The organism is Flavobacterium sp., assembly GCF_044377315.1.
Classification (GTDB): domain Bacteria; phylum Bacteroidota; class Bacteroidia; order Flavobacteriales; family Flavobacteriaceae; genus Flavobacterium.
The window spans coordinates 18,039-34,893 of the sequence record NZ_JBILJG010000019.1; the positions used below are offsets into that span (position 1 = coordinate 18,039).

Annotated in this window: 15 protein-coding genes; 11 read left to right on the forward strand and 4 right to left on the reverse strand. The window is 30.6% G+C overall.

The features are described 5' to 3' along the window. Nucleotides 1–56: 56 nt before the first annotated feature. The 4 genes from ACIQ66_RS07410 (at nt 57) to ACIQ66_RS07425 (ending at nt 4,863) form a co-directional block, all read left to right on the forward strand. Nucleotides 57–572: a DUF6155 family protein gene (locus ACIQ66_RS07410; RefSeq protein ID WP_396212159.1), complete on the forward strand. Its 516-nt coding sequence runs from the start codon at nt 57–59 to the stop codon at nt 570–572. Between the two features lie 74 nt (nt 573–646). Next, nucleotides 647–2,179 carry a DEAD/DEAH box helicase gene (locus tag ACIQ66_RS07415; protein WP_396212160.1) on the forward strand — a complete coding sequence of 511 codons (1,533 nt, stop codon included), beginning with the start codon at nt 647–649 and terminating at the stop codon, nt 2,177–2,179. A 173-nt stretch (nt 2,180–2,352) separates the two neighbouring features. Then, nucleotides 2,353–4,260, forward strand: coding sequence for a DUF294 nucleotidyltransferase-like domain-containing protein (locus tag ACIQ66_RS07420; RefSeq protein ID WP_396212161.1), 1,908 nt, complete (start codon nt 2,353–2,355; stop codon nt 4,258–4,260). A 3-nt stretch (nt 4,261–4,263) separates the two neighbouring features. Continuing rightward, complete coding sequence (locus tag ACIQ66_RS07425; protein ID WP_396212162.1) at nt 4,264–4,863, forward strand: exonuclease domain-containing protein; 600 nt, start codon at nt 4,264–4,266, stop codon at nt 4,861–4,863. On the opposite strand, the gene ACIQ66_RS07430 is transcribed toward ACIQ66_RS07425, so the two are convergent. Then, nucleotides 4,860–5,435 (reverse strand): non-canonical purine NTP diphosphatase, encoded by a 576-nt coding sequence (locus tag ACIQ66_RS07430; protein WP_396212163.1) that lies wholly within the window; start codon nt 5,433–5,435, stop codon nt 4,860–4,862. The genes ACIQ66_RS07425 and ACIQ66_RS07430 overlap by 4 nt on opposite strands. A 39-nt stretch (nt 5,436–5,474) precedes the next feature. Further along, complete coding sequence (locus ACIQ66_RS07435) at nt 5,475–6,284, reverse strand: NYN domain-containing protein (RefSeq protein WP_396212190.1); 810 nt, start codon at nt 6,282–6,284, stop codon at nt 5,475–5,477. A gap of 270 nt (nt 6,285–6,554) precedes the next feature. Here ACIQ66_RS07435 and ACIQ66_RS07440 point away from each other — a divergent pair, with 270 nt between their 5' ends. After that, entirely contained in the window at nt 6,555–7,814 is a 1,260-nt protein-coding gene (locus tag ACIQ66_RS07440; RefSeq protein WP_396212164.1) for an aminotransferase class I/II-fold pyridoxal phosphate-dependent enzyme, read from the forward strand. Between the two features lie 312 nt (nt 7,815–8,126). Here the strand turns inward: ACIQ66_RS07440 and ACIQ66_RS07445 are convergent, their stop codons facing one another. Together ACIQ66_RS07445 and ACIQ66_RS07450 are read right to left on the reverse strand one after the other, a co-directional pair. Further along, nucleotides 8,127–9,245: a GTP cyclohydrolase gene (locus ACIQ66_RS07445; RefSeq protein WP_396212165.1), complete on the reverse strand. Its 1,119-nt coding sequence runs from the start codon at nt 9,243–9,245 to the stop codon at nt 8,127–8,129. Next, the gene (locus ACIQ66_RS07450) at nt 9,245–10,237 is read right to left on the reverse strand and encodes a transporter (RefSeq protein ID WP_396212166.1); all 993 of its coding nucleotides are present in this window, start codon (nt 10,235–10,237) and stop codon (nt 9,245–9,247) included. Before ACIQ66_RS07450 ends, ACIQ66_RS07445 begins: the two co-directional genes overlap by 1 nt. Before the next feature lie 115 nt (nt 10,238–10,352). Between ACIQ66_RS07450 and ACIQ66_RS07455 the strand changes: the two genes are divergently transcribed. From ACIQ66_RS07455 to ACIQ66_RS07480, 6 genes are all read left to right on the forward strand, one after another. Continuing rightward, nucleotides 10,353–10,631: a DUF4834 family protein gene (locus ACIQ66_RS07455; protein ID WP_396212167.1), complete on the forward strand. Its 279-nt coding sequence runs from the start codon at nt 10,353–10,355 to the stop codon at nt 10,629–10,631. 89 nt (nt 10,632–10,720) lie between these two features. Beyond that, the gene (locus ACIQ66_RS07460; RefSeq protein WP_396212168.1) at nt 10,721–13,144 is read left to right on the forward strand and encodes a YfhO family protein; all 2,424 of its coding nucleotides are present in this window, start codon (nt 10,721–10,723) and stop codon (nt 13,142–13,144) included. A 10-nt stretch (nt 13,145–13,154) separates the two neighbouring features. Then, entirely contained in the window at nt 13,155–13,310 is a 156-nt protein-coding gene (locus ACIQ66_RS07465; protein ID WP_396212169.1) for a hypothetical protein, read from the forward strand. Then, nucleotides 13,307–13,774 carry a nucleotidyltransferase gene (locus ACIQ66_RS07470; protein ID WP_396212170.1) on the forward strand — a complete coding sequence of 156 codons (468 nt, stop codon included), beginning with the start codon at nt 13,307–13,309 and terminating at the stop codon, nt 13,772–13,774. Before ACIQ66_RS07465 ends, ACIQ66_RS07470 begins: the two co-directional genes overlap by 4 nt. A 1-nt stretch (nt 13,775) precedes the next feature. Beyond that, on the forward strand, nt 13,776–15,074 hold the full coding sequence (locus ACIQ66_RS07475; RefSeq protein ID WP_396212172.1) for a glycosyltransferase family 4 protein: 1,299 nt from the start codon (nt 13,776–13,778) through the stop codon (nt 15,072–15,074). A gap of 14 nt (nt 15,075–15,088) precedes the next feature. Then, the gene (locus tag ACIQ66_RS07480; RefSeq protein WP_396212173.1) at nt 15,089–16,555 is read left to right on the forward strand and encodes a lipopolysaccharide biosynthesis protein; all 1,467 of its coding nucleotides are present in this window, start codon (nt 15,089–15,091) and stop codon (nt 16,553–16,555) included. Nucleotides 16,556–16,855: the final 300 nt, after the last annotated feature.

A 16,855-nucleotide genomic window follows, 5' to 3' on the forward strand; every position in this document is an offset into this window, starting at 1 on the left:
TATATCCAAATTTAAAAACCTACAAACTGCATTACTTTTGCAATAATTTAGCATTTATGAGTAAAAGAGATTTAAAAAAATTTGTTTCCGAACTAACCAAGACACAGCTTGAAGAGCAAGTTATTGAGTTGTATGAAAAATTTAAAGATGTAAAAGTCTATTATGATTTTGTTTTTAATCCAAAAGAAAATGATTTGATAAAAGAAGCAAAACTCAAAATATCAAATGAATATTTTCCGGTTCGTGAAAAAAAACCAAAAATGCGGCGTTCGGTTGCTCAAAAGTTCATTAAACATTATATTTCTCTAGGTGTCGATGCTTTTATCATTGCTGATATAATGCTTTATAACATAGAAATTGCTCAAACATTATCCTCTGAAAAACAAATTAACCAAGAAGCTTTTTATAAAAGTATGTTTAATTCGTTTGAACAAGTTATAGCTTTTGTTTTTGAAAAAGGCATTTTTTATGAATTCAAAAGTAGAGTAGTGGCTATTCATGATGAAGCTTTACATCAAAAATGGATGAATTCATATCAGTTTATTGATAAAATTGAGCGTATTAACATATAAAATTGCATTTCATCGATATTTTGATGTTTAACTATTGTTTAGGTGTATTTTTGCAAAATCACCAAAACTGCACAATGCAACACATAGATATAGAAACAGAAATCGAAGAAAAAAAGGAGCTTTACGGTTACCAACAAGGTGATATTGATGCCATTTTTAAACGACTAGATAATGCTAAAAGCAATTATCATTTATTATATCAATTGCCAACTGGCGGTGGAAAAACGGTTATTTTTTCTGAAATTGTAAGACGCTATTTGTCGCAACATAACAAAAAAGTGGTGGTTTTGACACATCGAATAGAACTTTGTAAGCAAACATCTAAAATGCTTAAAGGTTTTGATGTAAAAAATAAAATAATTAACAGTAAAGTCAAAGAATTACCAGATCAAAATGATTATTCGTGCTTTGTTGCTATGGTCGAAACCTTAAAAAACCGCATAAACGACGAGAAACTTCATTTAGATAACATCGGACTAGTAATTATTGACGAAGCACATTATAATTCGTTTAGAAAATTATTAAGTTCGTTCAAAAACGCCTTTATTCTTGGTGTTACTGCCACACCGTTAAGTTCTAATGTTAAACTACCAATGTATCAAAATTATAACGAATTGATTGTTGGTGACACAATTACTTCTTTAGTTAAAAACGGTTTTTTGGCAGAAGCAACTACCTATAGTTATGATGTTGGATTAAGCTCGTTAAAAGTTGGAATAAATGGCGATTATACAGTAAAATCTTCCGATGATTTGTATAGTAATATGGTAATGCAAGAAAAACTTTTGCATGCTTACACGGAAAAATCTTTAGGAAAAAAAACATTAATTTTTAATAATGGAATCAACACATCATTATATGTTTATGATATGTTCAAAGCTGCCGGATTTGAAATTAGACATTTAGACAACACAACTTCAACCGAAGATAGGAAGCAAATTTTGCATTGGTTCAAGAAAACACCAAATGCCATTTTAACTTCTGTTGGAATTTTAACAACTGGTTTTGATGAACCAACAGTAGAAAGTATAATTCTGAATAGAGCCACTAAATCATTGACATTGTATTTTCAGATGATTGGACGAGGCTCAAGAAGATTGCCGAATAAAGACAAATTTACAGTTATAGATTTAGGAAACAACGCTGCTAGATTTGGTCTATGGAGCGATCCTGTAAATTGGCAGCATATTTTTGAATCCCCCGAATATTATCTTGAAAATCTTCGTGATGATGCCGAAATTGAAACACATTTCAAATACGTAATGTCTGATGAATTGAGAAAAAAATTCTCTAAAACTGAAATTGTAACTTTTAATATTGATGAAGAACATAAATTGGCAATTGCACAAAATCTTCGCTCAAAAGTTGTTATAGAAAAATCGCTTGAACAACATGCTACTATGTGTGTCATTAATTCAGAAGATTTATACAGTGCAAAACTTTTGGCAAGAGAACTTACCGATGATATTGAATATCGAATGAAACGTTATGCTAATTGTTTAAGTCATTGTAGTAAAAATTATAGAGATTGGTTAATTGAAGACTACAAGCTTAAACTCAATTTATTAATTAGTAAAAAATTTAGAGAAATCGCTTTTGAGGATTAATTTTACAACTATTAATTTGCACTATAATTTATATTATGTAAAATAGAATATTTTTGAACTCCCATATTCTATTGTTTTTACTACAACAACTGCAATTTATTTAAAACCTACTATTAGTATTGTTAGTTATTGTTTTTATACTATTTTTACATTTATTAATTAATCATTAATCGATGAACGCAATAGCATCAAGAATAGCTGATTTTCTTAAAGTTCATTTACCATTTAGCAATTTAACTTTTGATGAATTAACTCAAATTGCTACCAATATTCGTGTTATTAATCTTGAAAAAGATCAATCGCTTTTTCAAATTAATGATAAACTTCACGACAGTTTTTATGTTGTTGCTTCTGGTGTTATAAATCTGTCAATAGTTTCAGATGCTGAAGAAACATTATTAAACAAATGTGTTGAAGGTGAAATTTTTGGTTTACGACCATTTTTTGCCAAAAATAACTATATGATGACTGCCAAAGCTCGTGAGGAAAGCATTATTTATGCTATCCCTATCGAAACTTTCAAACCATTTGTTGCTCAAAATACAGAAGTTTTGAATTTTCTTTTAGAAAGTTTTGCAAGTACCAATTATAGTTCAAACGATTCTAACGGAAAATTAATTTCGGATACGGTCATTTTTTCAAATTCTAAATCAGAAACACAATATTTTCAATCATTAACTTATAATAAATTTCCTCTAACCACAGCTATTACCAGTATTATTAAAGAAACCGCACAATTAATGACCGAGAACAATTCTGATTTTGTACTTGTTACTGATAAAAATTACCCTATCGGAATTGTGACTGATAGCGATATGCGTTCTAAAATTGCCACAGCTCGATTTCCAATGACTTTGACTATTGATAAAATTATGTCATCACCTGTTATTGCTGTAACTGAGAATGTTTCTTTGGCTGAAGCGCAACTACTTTTGCTTCAATATAGCGTGAGTCATTTGTGTGTAACCGTTGATGGAACTGACAAATCGGAAGTTAAAGGGATTATTACTGAGCATGATTTAATTATTGCCCAAGCCAGCAATCCTGGTGTTTTGATTAAAGAAATCAAACGTTCACAAGAACCAAAAGATTTGCGCAAAGTTAGGCTTAAGCTTGCCGAACTTATACAAACTTCTTTAGATAAGAACATTCCACTTTCTCATGTTATGAATGTGGCTGGCGAAATAAACACTGCTATTTTAAAACGTGCTGTAGAAATTGCTACTATAGAATTAGGCTCTGCTCCTGCTCGTTTTGCATGGTTTAGCATTGGTAGTCAAGGGCGTAAAGAACAATTATTGCTAACTGATCAAGATAGTTTTTTAATTTTTGAAGATGTTGCCGAAGCTAACTATAGAGATGTGAAAGATTATTTTATAAAACTGTCTAAAAAAATAGTTTCTATCTTAGAGCAAGTTGGTTATGCACCTTGTTCGTATGGATATAATGCAAGTAATATGTTTTGGTGTAAATCACTAACAGACTGGATTAAACAGTATGACACTTGGATGAATACTCCAGGTGAAAATAGCGATAACATAAGCGGAATATTCTTTGACTACGAGTTAGTAATTGGTGAGTCAAAAATTGAAGAAGCTATCAGTAATTTGGTAATGAAAAACACTCAAAAAAATGGCTTATTTTTTGATTATTTAGGAAACGATGCGCTTAGAAAGCCTGCTCCACTAAGTTTCTTTAAAAAATTCAACCTAGAAGATGAAGGTATTTACAAAGATAAATTTGATTTAAAAAATAGAGCAATTATGCCACTGGTTGATGCAGCTCGTTTGTTTACACTTAGCAATCACATCAAAGGTATTAACAATACTTATCTAAGATTCAAACAATTAGCCATTTCAAATCCTGCAAATTCTGAAGTTTTTCTCGCTTGTGCGGAAGCATTTTTAGTGTTAAATAAAATTCGAACTGTAGAAGGATTGAAAAATGATAACGACGGACAATATATTACAATTGAAAACCTTTCTAAAGTTGACAAAGAAAAACTTAAAAACGCTTTAAATCCAATGAAAGAATTGGAAGATTTGATTAAAGATTCTTTTCAACTTACTCAATTCTCGTAACTTATGTTTGACTGGATAAAAAATATAACGAAAGAATATCCGCCTTTTTGGATGAATTATTTATCTAAATTTGATAAAAATCCTTCCAAAAGATTTGTTGTTTTATCTACTGAAACAACTGGTTTAAACCCAAAGAAAGACTTAATACTATCAATTGGTGCTATAGGAATAGAAAACGACAGTATTCACGTTGGTGATAGTTATGAAATTATTATTTCGCAAAAAGAAAATCTTTCTAAAGAAGACAGTCAAAATGAGTTTTTAATTCACACCAATCAAAAGAAAGTTACTGAAACTCGCGCTATTCAAACATTTATTAAATATTTGGGTAATGCAGTATTAGTTGGGTATCGTATCAATTTTGATATAGAAATAATAAACGAAGCTTTAGAAAAACTTAATTGTGGCCGATTGAAAAACGAAGCATTAGACATTGAAATTATGTATAAAAAACTTCACGACATAAATGATAAAAACTTTACTTTGGAAGAGTTAGGAATGCTTTTTAAAGTACCAAAAGCCGAAAGAGTTTCTACTGCTGACGATACTTTTACAATTGCTTTACTGTTTTTGAAATTAAAATCTAGATTAGGAATTTCTTAACTATTTTGCAAAAAATCAATTAGTTTTTTAACCGCAATTGCTCGATGACTTATTTCTGATTTTTCTTGCATAGTAAGCTCTGCAAAAGTTTTTGAATAACCAGAAGCAACAAAAATTGGATCATAACCAAAACCATTATCTCCTACTCTATTTTCAATGATTTTTCCGTTTGCAATTCCGGAAAAAAGATGTTGTTTTCCGCCTATATTCAAACAAATTACTGTTTTAAAGTTGGCTTTTTTGTTGTTTTTATCTTTTAATTTTTCTAAAACCTTATCAATATTTTTGGAATCATCTTTGGGTTCACCAGCATATCTTGCTGAAAAAACACCTGGTTCTCCATTTAAAGCATCTATTTCTAAACCAGAATCATCAGCAAAACAATCAAATCCGAATTTTTCAGTTACATAATTAGCTTTTAAAATAGCATTTCCTTCAATGGTGTTGGCAGTTTCTGGAATATCTTCAGTGCATCCAATCTCGTTTAGACTCAAAATTTCTATTGAATTAGGAACTAAAAGTTGAATTTCTTTAATTTTATTAAGATTGTTGGAAGCAAAAACTAGTTTCATAATTGATTTATCAAGTTATTATAAATAAACACCTGTTTATTACGTAAATCTCAGTCTAACATAAACATGTTTTATACCTTTTTTATCCGATTCACGCTCGTCTATTTCGAGAATATCTGTAAGTGATTTTAACATCGGTGTAAGTTTAGAAAATCCATAATTACGAGGGTCAAATTCTGGTTTTTTCTTAGAAATTAAGTTTCCTACATCACCCAAAAAAGCCCAGCCATCGTCGTCGCCAATTGCTTCAAGTGTGTCTTCTATAAGTTCAATAGTTTTGATGTCAATTTTATTAACAACTTCTTTTTGAGGTACTAATTCATTAGTATTAGTTTCAAGTAGCTTTGGCGTTGGCTTGGAAGTTTTAGTTGTTACGGTTCTAACTTTTCTTGTTTTTGTAATAGCACCATCTAAAACTTCTATGTAAATAAATCTATCACAAGCAACTATAAACGAATTCGGTGTTTTTTTCTCTCCAATACCAATAACTTTCATGCCAGATTCTCTTAATCTGATTGCTAATCGTGTAAAATCGGAATCGCTGGAGACAATACAAAAACCATCTACTTTGTCTGAATATAACAAATCCATAGCATCAATAATCATGGCCGAATCTGATGAATTTTTTCCGACAGTATAGCTGTATTGTTGAATTGGTGTTATGGCGTGCTCGAGCAAAACAGATTTCCAACCGTTTGAGTTAGGTTTGGTCCAATCGGCGTAAATACGTTTGGTTGTTGGTGTTCCTAACTTTGCGATTTCTTCGATCATGCCTTTTACATTGCTATAGGGAACATTGTCGGCATCGATTAAAACAGCTAGTTTGAGTTCTTTATTGGTTAACATAATTGAGGGTTGATTTTTGAAATTAAAATCAAATTCAAAGATACAATGTTTTTTTTGAAAACGAATGCCCTAGCCGTGATTGCTTCTCCAGTTCGCACTTTCAGGCTCGAGTGTAGTGGAAATCCTGTTATTGCGAGAATACAAAATTTCATTTAAATACTAAATAGAAACTCGCGATAACAGATTGCAACGGATAGCGCGATTAGCTCCTTAAAAATTATGAAATAAAATATAAAATAGTTAATTTTGCAACTTGAAAAAACAAAAAATCAGATGGTAAAAGATTTATTCGAAAGAATTCAAAACAATAAAGGTCCTTTAGGTAAATGGGCTTCTCAAGCAGAAGGATATTTTGTATTTCCTAAACTAGAAGGAGAATTAGGACCAAGAATGAAGTTTCAAGGAAAAGATATTTTAAATTGGAGTTTGAATGATTATTTAGGACTAGCCAATCATCCAGAAGTTCGTAAGGCTGATACTGATGCAGCAATTGCTTATGGTGCAGCTTATCCGATGGGTGCAAGAATGATGAGTGGTCATACCAATGCACACGAACAATTAGAAAATGAACTAGCTGAATTTGTTCAAAAAGAAGCTGCTTATTTATTAAATTTTGGATACCAAGGAATCATGTCTTGTATAGATGCACTTGTAACCAAAAATGATATTATAGTTTATGATGTAGATGCGCATGCGTGCATTATAGATGGTGTTCGTCTTCACATGGGTAAACGTTTTACCTACAAGCATAATGATATTGAGAGCATGGAGAAAAATCTTCAACGTGCTACAAAAATGGCTACCGAAACAGGTGGTGGAATTTTATTTATTACCGAAGGAGTTTTTGGAATGCGTGGTCAACAAGGCAAGTTGAAAGAAATTGTAGAAATGAAGAAAAAATACAATTTTCGTTTATTAGTTGATGATGCTCACGGATTTGGAACATTAGGAAAAACTGGCGCTGGTGCTGGTGAAGAACAAGGTTGCCAAGACGGAATTGATGTTTACTTCTCTACATTTGCTAAATCTATGGCAAGTATTGGTGCTTTTTTGGCTGCTGATAAAGATATTATTGATTATTTAAAATACAATTTGCGTTCACAAATGTTTGCAAAAGCGTTACCAATGATTCAAACAGTTGGTGCGTTGAAACGTTTGGAATTATTGCGCAAATCATCTGAATTGAAAGACAAACTTTGGGAAAATGTAAATGCATTACAAGGCGGTTTGAAAGCTAAAGGATTTAATATCGGTGATACTAACACATGTGTAACGCCTGTTTATTTAGAGGGTTCAATACCAGAAGCAATGGTTATGGTAAATGACTTGAGAGAAAATTATGGAATCTTCTTATCTATAGTGGTTTATCCTGTTATACCTAAAGGAATTATTTTATTAAGAATGATACCAACTGCTACACATACTTTAGCCGATATTGACGAGACTTTAACTGCTTTTGAAGCTATCCGTGAAAGATTAGTAAACGGAACGTATGCTAAATTAGCAGAACAAAATGTTGAGAATATGGCTTAATAAAGGCTTTTTTATATTTTATAGAAAAATCCATCGAGAAATTGATGGATTTTTTTATTTAATCTCTAGCCTAGCTATTTATTGGAATGTCTATTATAAGTAGGCTTTATTTTTATTCTTGAAGTAACTTTCCATTTCTCTTTTTATTCTAAATATGAAAAATAAGACACGTGGATTAATTCTAAATCATTGTTTTAAAATTGTGAAATAAACTTTATTATCACAAATTAAGAATATAGTTGATATTGTTGCTGATAGTATAAAACCACTTTCAAAGCCGCCAACTTAAAAATATACCCACCCATCCCAAACCTACAAATCCTTCTTATAAGTCTTTCTTTTTCTAAAAGTTACAGGATCAAAATGCTTCCATATTTGATGAACAGCATGATTATCGGCTAGTTCTGGCGTTCTTATACAGTTTTTTATTCCTTTTTTGGCAAAAGAAACATAGTTTTCGTTAAAAATAATAGCGGTAACCCCTTTATTATGGTATTCTGGAGCAACTCCTATTAAGTAAAACAAAACGTCTTTACTTTCTTTTCTGGCTTTTAGCATGTGGTAAACTCCAAATGGAAATAATTTACCGTTTGCTTTTTGTAAAGCTTCTGCAAAACTCGGCATTACAATGCTAAATGCAACCATATTATCATCTTTATCAAGCACAAACTTTATGTATTCAGGATTGATAAAGCTTATATACTTTTTCTTGAAATATTCTTTCTGTACATCTGTAATAGCAACAAACGATGATAAACCGGCGTACGAATGGTTGAACAAATCAAACATTTTGTCAACATAAGGCATAATGTCTTTTGTTTTGGTAAAATTCAACGGACTTAATTGGTATCTTTTTTTGATTAATTCTTGAGCTTTAAAGAAAAATTCGGGTTTTATATTTTCAAATTTCATTTTGTTTTCCCAATATTCTTTCTCTTGAACAAATCCTAATTGTTCAAGATGTGCTGAATAATAAGGATAATTATACCAAGTAATCATTGAACCAATTTCGTCAAATCCTTCGGTTAGAACACCTACTTTATCAAGATTAGAAAATCCCATTGGACCTTCAACGTGTTCTAATTTGTGGTCTTTACCAAATTCATATACTTTTTCTAGCAATGCTTTGGTAACTTCAATATCATCAATAACATCCCACCAACCAAAGCGAACTTTCTTTTTGTTTTGGTCGTTTACTTCATTCCAATTAATAATGGCTGCAATTCTTCCAACAATCAGGTTGTCTTTATAAGCTAAATAAAGTTTTGCGTCAGCGCTCTTAAAAGCAGGATTTTTATCTTTATCAAAAGTTTCAATTTCGTCAGCAATGAGCGGTGGCACCCAATAAGGATGATTTTTATATAACGAAAAGGGAAATTTAACGTACTCTTTTAAATCTTTTTTAGTAACTACTTCTCTAACTTCTATCATTATTCTTCTTTTTCATTTGATTTTGGCAATTTATCGAGCATCTTCTTTTCATTATTTTTTTTCTTTTTTTCTTTTTTAGCTTTATCAGCTTTATTTTTTTCTGGTGATTTTATCAAATGATCTTTGTAATTTGTGTCTGAACGCCAAGTAAGACCAATTCCACCATACATAATTGAAGGAGAATTTTTTAAACTTTTGCTTATTGAAGCATCAATTTGAAGATTACCCAGAAGCAAATAAGCACCGCCAGCAGAAATAAAATTATCTTTATAAAATTTATTAGAAAGTCCTTTAATTTCGGTAAAAGCAGACCAACGCTCATTAAAACCTTTGGTTAATGTTAGTAAATAGCCCAATTGTTGACCTTCTGTAGCAATTTTATCCAAAAATGTGTTGGTTATAAACACAAGTTGTTCACCAAAAATATTTTGTGTTATCAACATTAATTTTGGACTAATAATTGCTAATTCTTCAGCACCAATTAAAAATTTATTATTACTAAAGTTTAAGTTCATACCTCCATAAACAGCCACAATCGGAATTAATTGACTCATTTTGAACTTCTGATTGGCTTTCCAACTATATAAGTTTACATTTTCTTCATAAAACTTATATGGATCATAAACTAAGTATTTCAAACCTATTGTTGAAACTTTTAAACCATTTCTACTTCTGTCTCTATCAGAAAATTCTTGTGTGTCTCTTTGATGGCTTAACTCTAATACGGCCTCTAACTGTTCTTTAAAAAAACCATAACGCACGTTTAAATCAGCCACTACTCCATTTGCTTTATAATCTAATGTATTAACAGCGAATGTGTTGTCTTTTTCGTTAATGAAACCAAACCCGCCTTCTAATTGAATAACCGTTCTACCAACAGCAAAAGCCGACATTGATTCGCTAGGACGATTAGAATTGACAATATCCGTATATTGAGCATTACTCAATTGAAAAGTAAGTAATGCTATAAAGGATAAAAACTTTAACTTCATAAAAATTGGTTTTAAATACATTAAATTCAAAGTATCCAAATGTAGAATTTTTTTATTATTTATTTAAGATTCCAATTCGGCAAGATTTATTATTTTTGAACAAATTTATTAACTTATGGAAACGGCTTCTTTTACTGGTTTTTTCAAAACGCTTATTTACATTGTTGGATTTTATTATGTTTTTAGATTTTTGGCTAAATTATTTTTACCAATTTTACTGAAAAAAGCGGTTCAAAAAGCGGGTGAGAATTTTCAAAAACAACAACAGCAATACCAACAACAATATCAAAATACCACAAGTAACAACGATATTATTTATGACAAAGCAACTTCTTCTAAACCTCGCGAAACTAAAAAAGTTGGCGAATATGTTGATTATGAAGAAATAGAATAATTTTTTTTTATTTAGTATTCACAAAAGTTTGATTACCTACTTATTTTTTGACTATTTTTGAACTTTACTATTGTTTACTAAATCGCTTTATGAATTTACTTAAGAAGTTTTATCCACATGCACTTGCCGTTCTTGGTTTTGTGCTAGTTTCTATCATTTATTTTTATCCTGTTTTACAAGGAAAAAAAATATACCAATCCGATATTGCACAATATACCGGAATGGCAAAAGAGCAAAATGACTTTAGAGCCAATGAAAATACCGAGCCTTATTGGACCAATTCAGCTTTTGGTGGAATGCCAACATATCAGCTTGGAGCAAAATATCCTAACGATTTTATAGGCAATTTGGATGATGTAATTCGCTTTTTGCCTAGACCAGCAGATTATTTATTTCTTTACTTTTTAGGATTTTATGTATTGCTTTTGGTTTTGAAAATTGATCCATTAAAAGCCTTTTTTGGTGCATTAGCCTTCGGTCTATCAACCTATTTAATTATAATTCTTGGTGTTGGACACAATGCCAAAGCGCACGCTATTGCTTATATACCATTTGTAATTGCAGGAACTATTTTAGTTTATAAAAAGAAATACATAATTGGTGGATTGTTAGCCATGTTTGCCACCGCTTTAGAGATTAATGCCAATCACTTTCAGATGACGTATTACTTTTTGTTTTTACTTTTAATTATTGGAATTTATTATTCTGTAAAACTAGTAAAATCAAAAGATTACAAAGCTATAGTAAAAATAAAATTGACCTTTTTAGTTACTATAATTTTGGCTCTTGGAGCAAATGCTACTAATTTATTAGCTACAAAAGAATACGCTGATTTTAGTACAAGAGGAAAAAATGAATTGACCTACAATCCAGATGGTTCAAAAGTAGAAGGCACAAATGGACTTTCGTATGATTATATAACAGAATACAGTTATGGTGTTGCAGAAAGTTTGAACATATTTTCCGCTCGCCTATTTGGTGGTTCTAATAGTGAAAATATTGGTACACAAAGCAAAATGTACGAATTCATGGTTGGTCAGGGCGTTCCCGAAGGTCAAGCTGCTGAGTTTGCTTCTGGTTTACCAACTTATTGGGGCGATCAACCTATTGTGGCTGCTCCAGCTTATATTGGTGCTGTTGTGTTTTTCTTGGCAATTTTGGCTTTGTTTATTGATAAACGTAAACTTAAATATGTATTTCTTTCAGGAGCAATCCTTTCGTTGGTGCTTTCTTGGGGAAAAAATTTTTCCATTATAACCGACTTGATGATTGATTACATGCCTTTATACAATAAGTTTAGAGCAGTTTCATCTATACAAGTTGTTCTAGAATTGTGTATGCCTATATTGGCAATTATGGGGTTACAAGCATTTTTCAAAGCGGAAAAAGAAGTTCAATTCAAAGCTTTATGGCAATCGGCAGCAGTGGTTTTAGGATTAATTGTTGCTTTGTTTCTATTCAAAGGAATGTTTGCTTTTTCTGGTGGTAGCGATGGTTACTATCTACAAAGCTATGGTCCTGAATTTGTTGATGCACTAAAAGAAGATAGAAAAAGTATGTATTCTGCTGATTTACTACGTTCAGGATTTTTGATTGCACTAGCAGCTTTCTTACTTTGGATGGCAAACAAGAACAAATTGAACCAACAAAAGACTGTCATTTTAGTGGGATTGGTAATGGTTTTGGATTTGTTTTTTATAGCAAAAAACTATGTTAGCAAAGATGATTTTGTACCAGCAAGTCAAGTGGATGTTCCTTTTGCGGCAACTCCAGCAGATATGCAGATTTTACAAGATACAACACATTATAGAGTTCTAGAAATAGATGGCAATATGTCAAGTGCTCGTGCTTCTTATTTTCATAAATCAATTGGTGGATATAGTGCTGTAAAACCGCAAAGAATGCAACAATTATTTGATTATCAAATAGCTCAAAACAATATTGATGTATTGAATATGTTGAATGTAAAATACCTAATTCAAACAGATTCAACTGGAAATTATTTTCCAACTTTAAATCCTGAAGCAAATGGAAATGCTTGGTTTGTAAAAGAATTAAAATTAGTTAAAGATGCTGATGCCGAAATGAAATCTTTGGATAGTTTGGATACAAAAAACATTGCGATATCCCAAAATATAGTCGATTTTAAAAGTCTTTCATTACTAAATTTTGAAAAAGATTCTATTGCAACAATTGAATTAAAAAAATACAAACCTAATCATTTGGTTTACGAATCAAATAATTCAAAAGCTGGTTTTGGTGTGTTTTCTGAAATGTATTATAAAAACGGTTGGAAAGCCACTATCAAAGGTAAAGAACTTCCAATTTATCGAGTAAATTATGTTTTACGCGGATTAGAAATTCCAGCAGGAAAACACACAATTGAATTCAAGTTTGAACCTGAAGTTGTTAAAACTGGTAGCGCAATCGCCTTATATAGTTTCATTGGAATGATTTTGATATTGATTGGTGGAATTTATTTGGAATATAAAAAATCTAATAGTAAAGATTAGAAATAAATAAATGAAAAAAAACAGTTCTTTTTATGCAAATCCAGAAGTTCATCAAGCTAGAAGAATTGAGGAAATAAAAGCATTATCCTATGAAGATAGAATAAAGCGATTATTTGCATTGATTGAGATTTCATTTAAAATTAAGAATTCAAATAAGAAAAAATGACTGAACAAATTTTTGCAATTTGGAAATATTTTTTTCAGTATGATGTAAAATATATCACTATTGGTGGTTTTGCAGTAAATTTCCATGGTTATAATAGAAGTACTGGTGATATTGATTTATTATTAGAAGATTCTACAGAAAATAGGCATAAATTAAGAAATGCATTTATTGAAATTGGTCTTGGTGATATAAAAGAGTTGGAGACAATGCAATTTGTTGCTGGTTGGACAGAGTTTTCATTAAATAATGGGTTTAGCCTCGACCTTATGACTTCTATCAAAGGTCTTGAAAATAAACCTTTTGATGAACTATTTGAAGTTGCAAATGAAACAACAATTGATGGTGTTTCAATCAAGTTTATTGATTACGAAAATTTAATTATTGCAAAGAAAGCAACTAATCGTCCAAAAGATATTTTAGACATTGAAGAGTTAGAAAAAATTAATAAAAAATCTGATTCTTAAATTGAAAACTAAACCAAAAAAAATCCTAATCATCACTTACTATTGGCCACCAGCAGGCGGTCCTGGTGTGCAACGTTGGTTGAAGTTTGTAAAATATTTACCTGATTTTGGTGTGCAACCAATAGTATTTATTCCAGAAAACCCTACTTACCCTATTATTGATGAAGCTTTGGTAAATGAAGTTTCGGATAAAACGATTATTTTAAAACATAAAATCTTTGAACCTTATCAATTAGCAGGGATTTTTTCTAAAAAACAAACCAAAAAAATTAGTTCAGGCATCATTCCTAATCAAAAAAAACAAACATTTTTAGAGAAAATATTGCTTTGGATTCGTGGTAATTTATTTATTCCAGATGCACGTAAATATTGGGTTAAACCTTCAGTTGACTATCTTAAAAAATACATTAAAGAAAATGAAATTGATACCATTGTAACTTCTGGACCACCACATAGTTTACATTTGATTGGTTTACATCTGAAAAATGACTTAAAAATTAACTGGCTTGCCGATTTTCGTGATCCTTGGACGACTATTGGCTATCATAAAGCATTGAAATTATCTTCATATGCCGCCAATAAACATAAAACATTAGAAAAAAAGGTTTTAACAACTGCCGATACTATAATTGTTACCAGTAAAACCACTAAAACCGAATTTCAAGCCATTACTAATCAACCAATTGAAGTAATTACTAATGGTTATGATGTTGAAAATATTCCGAGACAGAAATTGGATGAAAAATTTACAATGTCACATATTGGCTCGTTTTTATCTGATAGAAATCCATCTATTTTATGGGAAGTTTTGAGTGAATTGGTTACTGAAAATAAAAATTTTGCCTCACGTTTTCAGTTGAATTTAATTGGAAAAGTTAGTCAAGAAATTATTGATAGTATTTCAAAATTCAGTTTAAGCAATTATTGCAATTTAGTTGGCTATGTTTCACATAATAAAGCAATTGTATTTCAGAAAAAATCACAAGTTTTATTATTAATTGAAATCAATTCTCCAGAAACCAAAAGTATTATTCCTGGTAAATTGTTTGAATATATGGTTTCAGAAAGACCTATTATTGCCATTGGACCAAAAGATTCAGATTTTGCCGAAATCATAACAACTACCAATACTGGTGTTTTCTTTACTTATGATGAAAAAGAAAGATTAAAGAAAATAATTTTAGCTAATTTTGAGCTGTATTTAGAAAACAAATTACAGGTTTATCCAGTTGGTTTGCAACAATATTCAAGAAAAAGCTTGACCGAAAAATTAGTAAAAATCCTAAATTCAAATTCCTAAATCTAAATTCTAAAATGGGAATCGTAATCAACCAATCTATTAAAAACACTATCATTACCTATATTGGTTTTGCGATTGGTGCGGCTAATGCATTGTTTATGTATCCTCATTTTTTAGGCGAAACTTATTATGGATTAACAGGTTATATTTTATCTTCTGCCAATGTTATTTTTCCATTGTTAGCATTTGGTGTTCATAATACTTTAATCAAATTTTTTACACAATATGAAACGGATCAAGAGAAAAGTTCGTTTTTAACCTTTGTTTTAGTTTTGCCTTTATTGGTCATTATACCCGTTTTTATTGCAGGAACACTTGGTTATGATTGGATTGCAACATTCTTTTCTGCTAAAAATCCAATTGTTTACAATTATGTATGGCAAATTCCTGTAATTGGTATTTGTATGGGCTATTTTGAGATTTTCTATGCTTGGGTAAAAGTGCATTTGCAATCTGTTTTTGGAAGTTTTGTCAAAGAAATTCTGCTTCGCGTTTTTATCTCAATTTTTCTTTTTGGTGTTTATTTTGATTGGATTTCAACTTTAACATTTATTAATTCCTTAATGGGAATTTATCTCGCTTCTACACTTGTAATGTTTGTTTATGCCATGAAAGTTCGACGCATAACTTTTAATTTCAAAATGCCTAATAATAGCAAGTCCATTGTGGTTTATTCATTTTTTATTATTCTTTCGGGAAGTATTGCCAATATGTTGTTGGATATTGACAAAACTATGCTGAATCAATACATTGAAATTGAAAATATTGCCTATTATTCAGTTGCTATTTTTATTGCAACAGTAATTGCGGTTCCAAGTCGTGCGATGCATCAAATAACGTATCCGATTACGGCAAAATTGATGACAGAAGGCAAGCACGATGAACTCAACGATTTGTACAAAAAAACTTCTATCACTTTGCAAATTGTTGGTGGATTGGTTTTGGTTGGAATCTTGGTCAACATCAAGCAATTGTATCTATTATTGCCTGCCAATTATAGTGGTGGCATATTTGTAGTTTTCACTATCGGAATTTCTAAATATTTTGATTTGATTTTGGGTAATAATAATGCTATTATTTTTAATTCAAAATATTACAAAGCGGTTTTATTTTTGGGTTTACTGCTGGCCTTTTTTGCCATTACTTTGAATATGCTTTTTATCCCTATGTATGGTATTAATGGTGCGGCTTTAGCAACTTTAATTTCGATAACACTTTATAGTTTAGCAAAACTATTGTTTGTGGTTGTAAAAATGAAATTATATCCGTTTTCTAATAAAACGTTGCTTTCTTTTGGAATTTTGACAGCCACTTTTTTACTGTTTTATTATTGGGATTTTCCTTTTAACCCTATTCTGAATATTGTCTTGAAATCGATTTTGGTAACTATTCTTTATGTTTTGGTTAATTATAAATTAGTTATTTCGGCTGAGTTTAATCAAGTAGTTCACTCTATACTCCAAAAGCTGCGATTAGTCTAGTCATGATTAGCTCACTTTGCTTTTATTTTTTATAGGAGTTCACTGAATGCATAGCATTTGTAGTGGAAATCCTTTTGCTTTTTAAAGAAAAAAGTAAAAGATTATAACGTATAGCGCGAATAGCTTCCCCCCCCAAAAAAAAAAATCCTGCTTCCTCTTTTCAGAATCAGCAGGATTTTACAAACTAACCAACCAACCAATTTTTTTATTCTTTGTCTTCAACTAAGGTTTTTGGAAAACTCAAAAGAAATATTGATGGCTTAAAGGATCAAACTGAAATAAGAAAAGATGAAGATTGAT

Coding starts and splice junctions, on each gene's coding strand:
- ACIQ66_RS07410 (WP_396212159.1), top strand. CDS start 57: ATGAGTAAAAGAGATTTAAAAAAATTTGTTTCCGAACTAACCAAGACA.
- ACIQ66_RS07415 (WP_396212160.1), top strand. CDS start 647: ATGCAACACATAGATATAGAAACAGAAATCGAAGAAAAAAAGGAGCTT.
- ACIQ66_RS07420 (WP_396212161.1), top strand. CDS start 2,353: ATGAACGCAATAGCATCAAGAATAGCTGATTTTCTTAAAGTTCATTTA.
- ACIQ66_RS07425 (WP_396212162.1), top strand. CDS start 4,264: ATGTTTGACTGGATAAAAAATATAACGAAAGAATATCCGCCTTTTTGG.
- ACIQ66_RS07430 (WP_396212163.1), bottom strand. CDS start 5,435: ATGAAACTAGTTTTTGCTTCCAACAATCTTAATAAAATTAAAGAAATT.
- ACIQ66_RS07440 (WP_396212164.1), top strand. CDS start 6,555: ATGGTAAAAGATTTATTCGAAAGAATTCAAAACAATAAAGGTCCTTTA.
- ACIQ66_RS07445 (WP_396212165.1), bottom strand. CDS start 9,245: ATGATAGAAGTTAGAGAAGTAGTTACTAAAAAAGATTTAAAAGAGTAC.
- ACIQ66_RS07450 (WP_396212166.1), bottom strand. CDS start 10,237: ATGAAGTTAAAGTTTTTATCCTTTATAGCATTACTTACTTTTCAATTG.
- ACIQ66_RS07455 (WP_396212167.1), top strand. CDS start 10,353: ATGGAAACGGCTTCTTTTACTGGTTTTTTCAAAACGCTTATTTACATT.
- ACIQ66_RS07460 (WP_396212168.1), top strand. CDS start 10,721: ATGAATTTACTTAAGAAGTTTTATCCACATGCACTTGCCGTTCTTGGT.
- ACIQ66_RS07465 (WP_396212169.1), top strand. CDS start 13,155: ATGAAAAAAAACAGTTCTTTTTATGCAAATCCAGAAGTTCATCAAGCT.
- ACIQ66_RS07470 (WP_396212170.1), top strand. CDS start 13,307: ATGACTGAACAAATTTTTGCAATTTGGAAATATTTTTTTCAGTATGAT.
- ACIQ66_RS07480 (WP_396212173.1), top strand. CDS start 15,089: ATGGGAATCGTAATCAACCAATCTATTAAAAACACTATCATTACCTAT.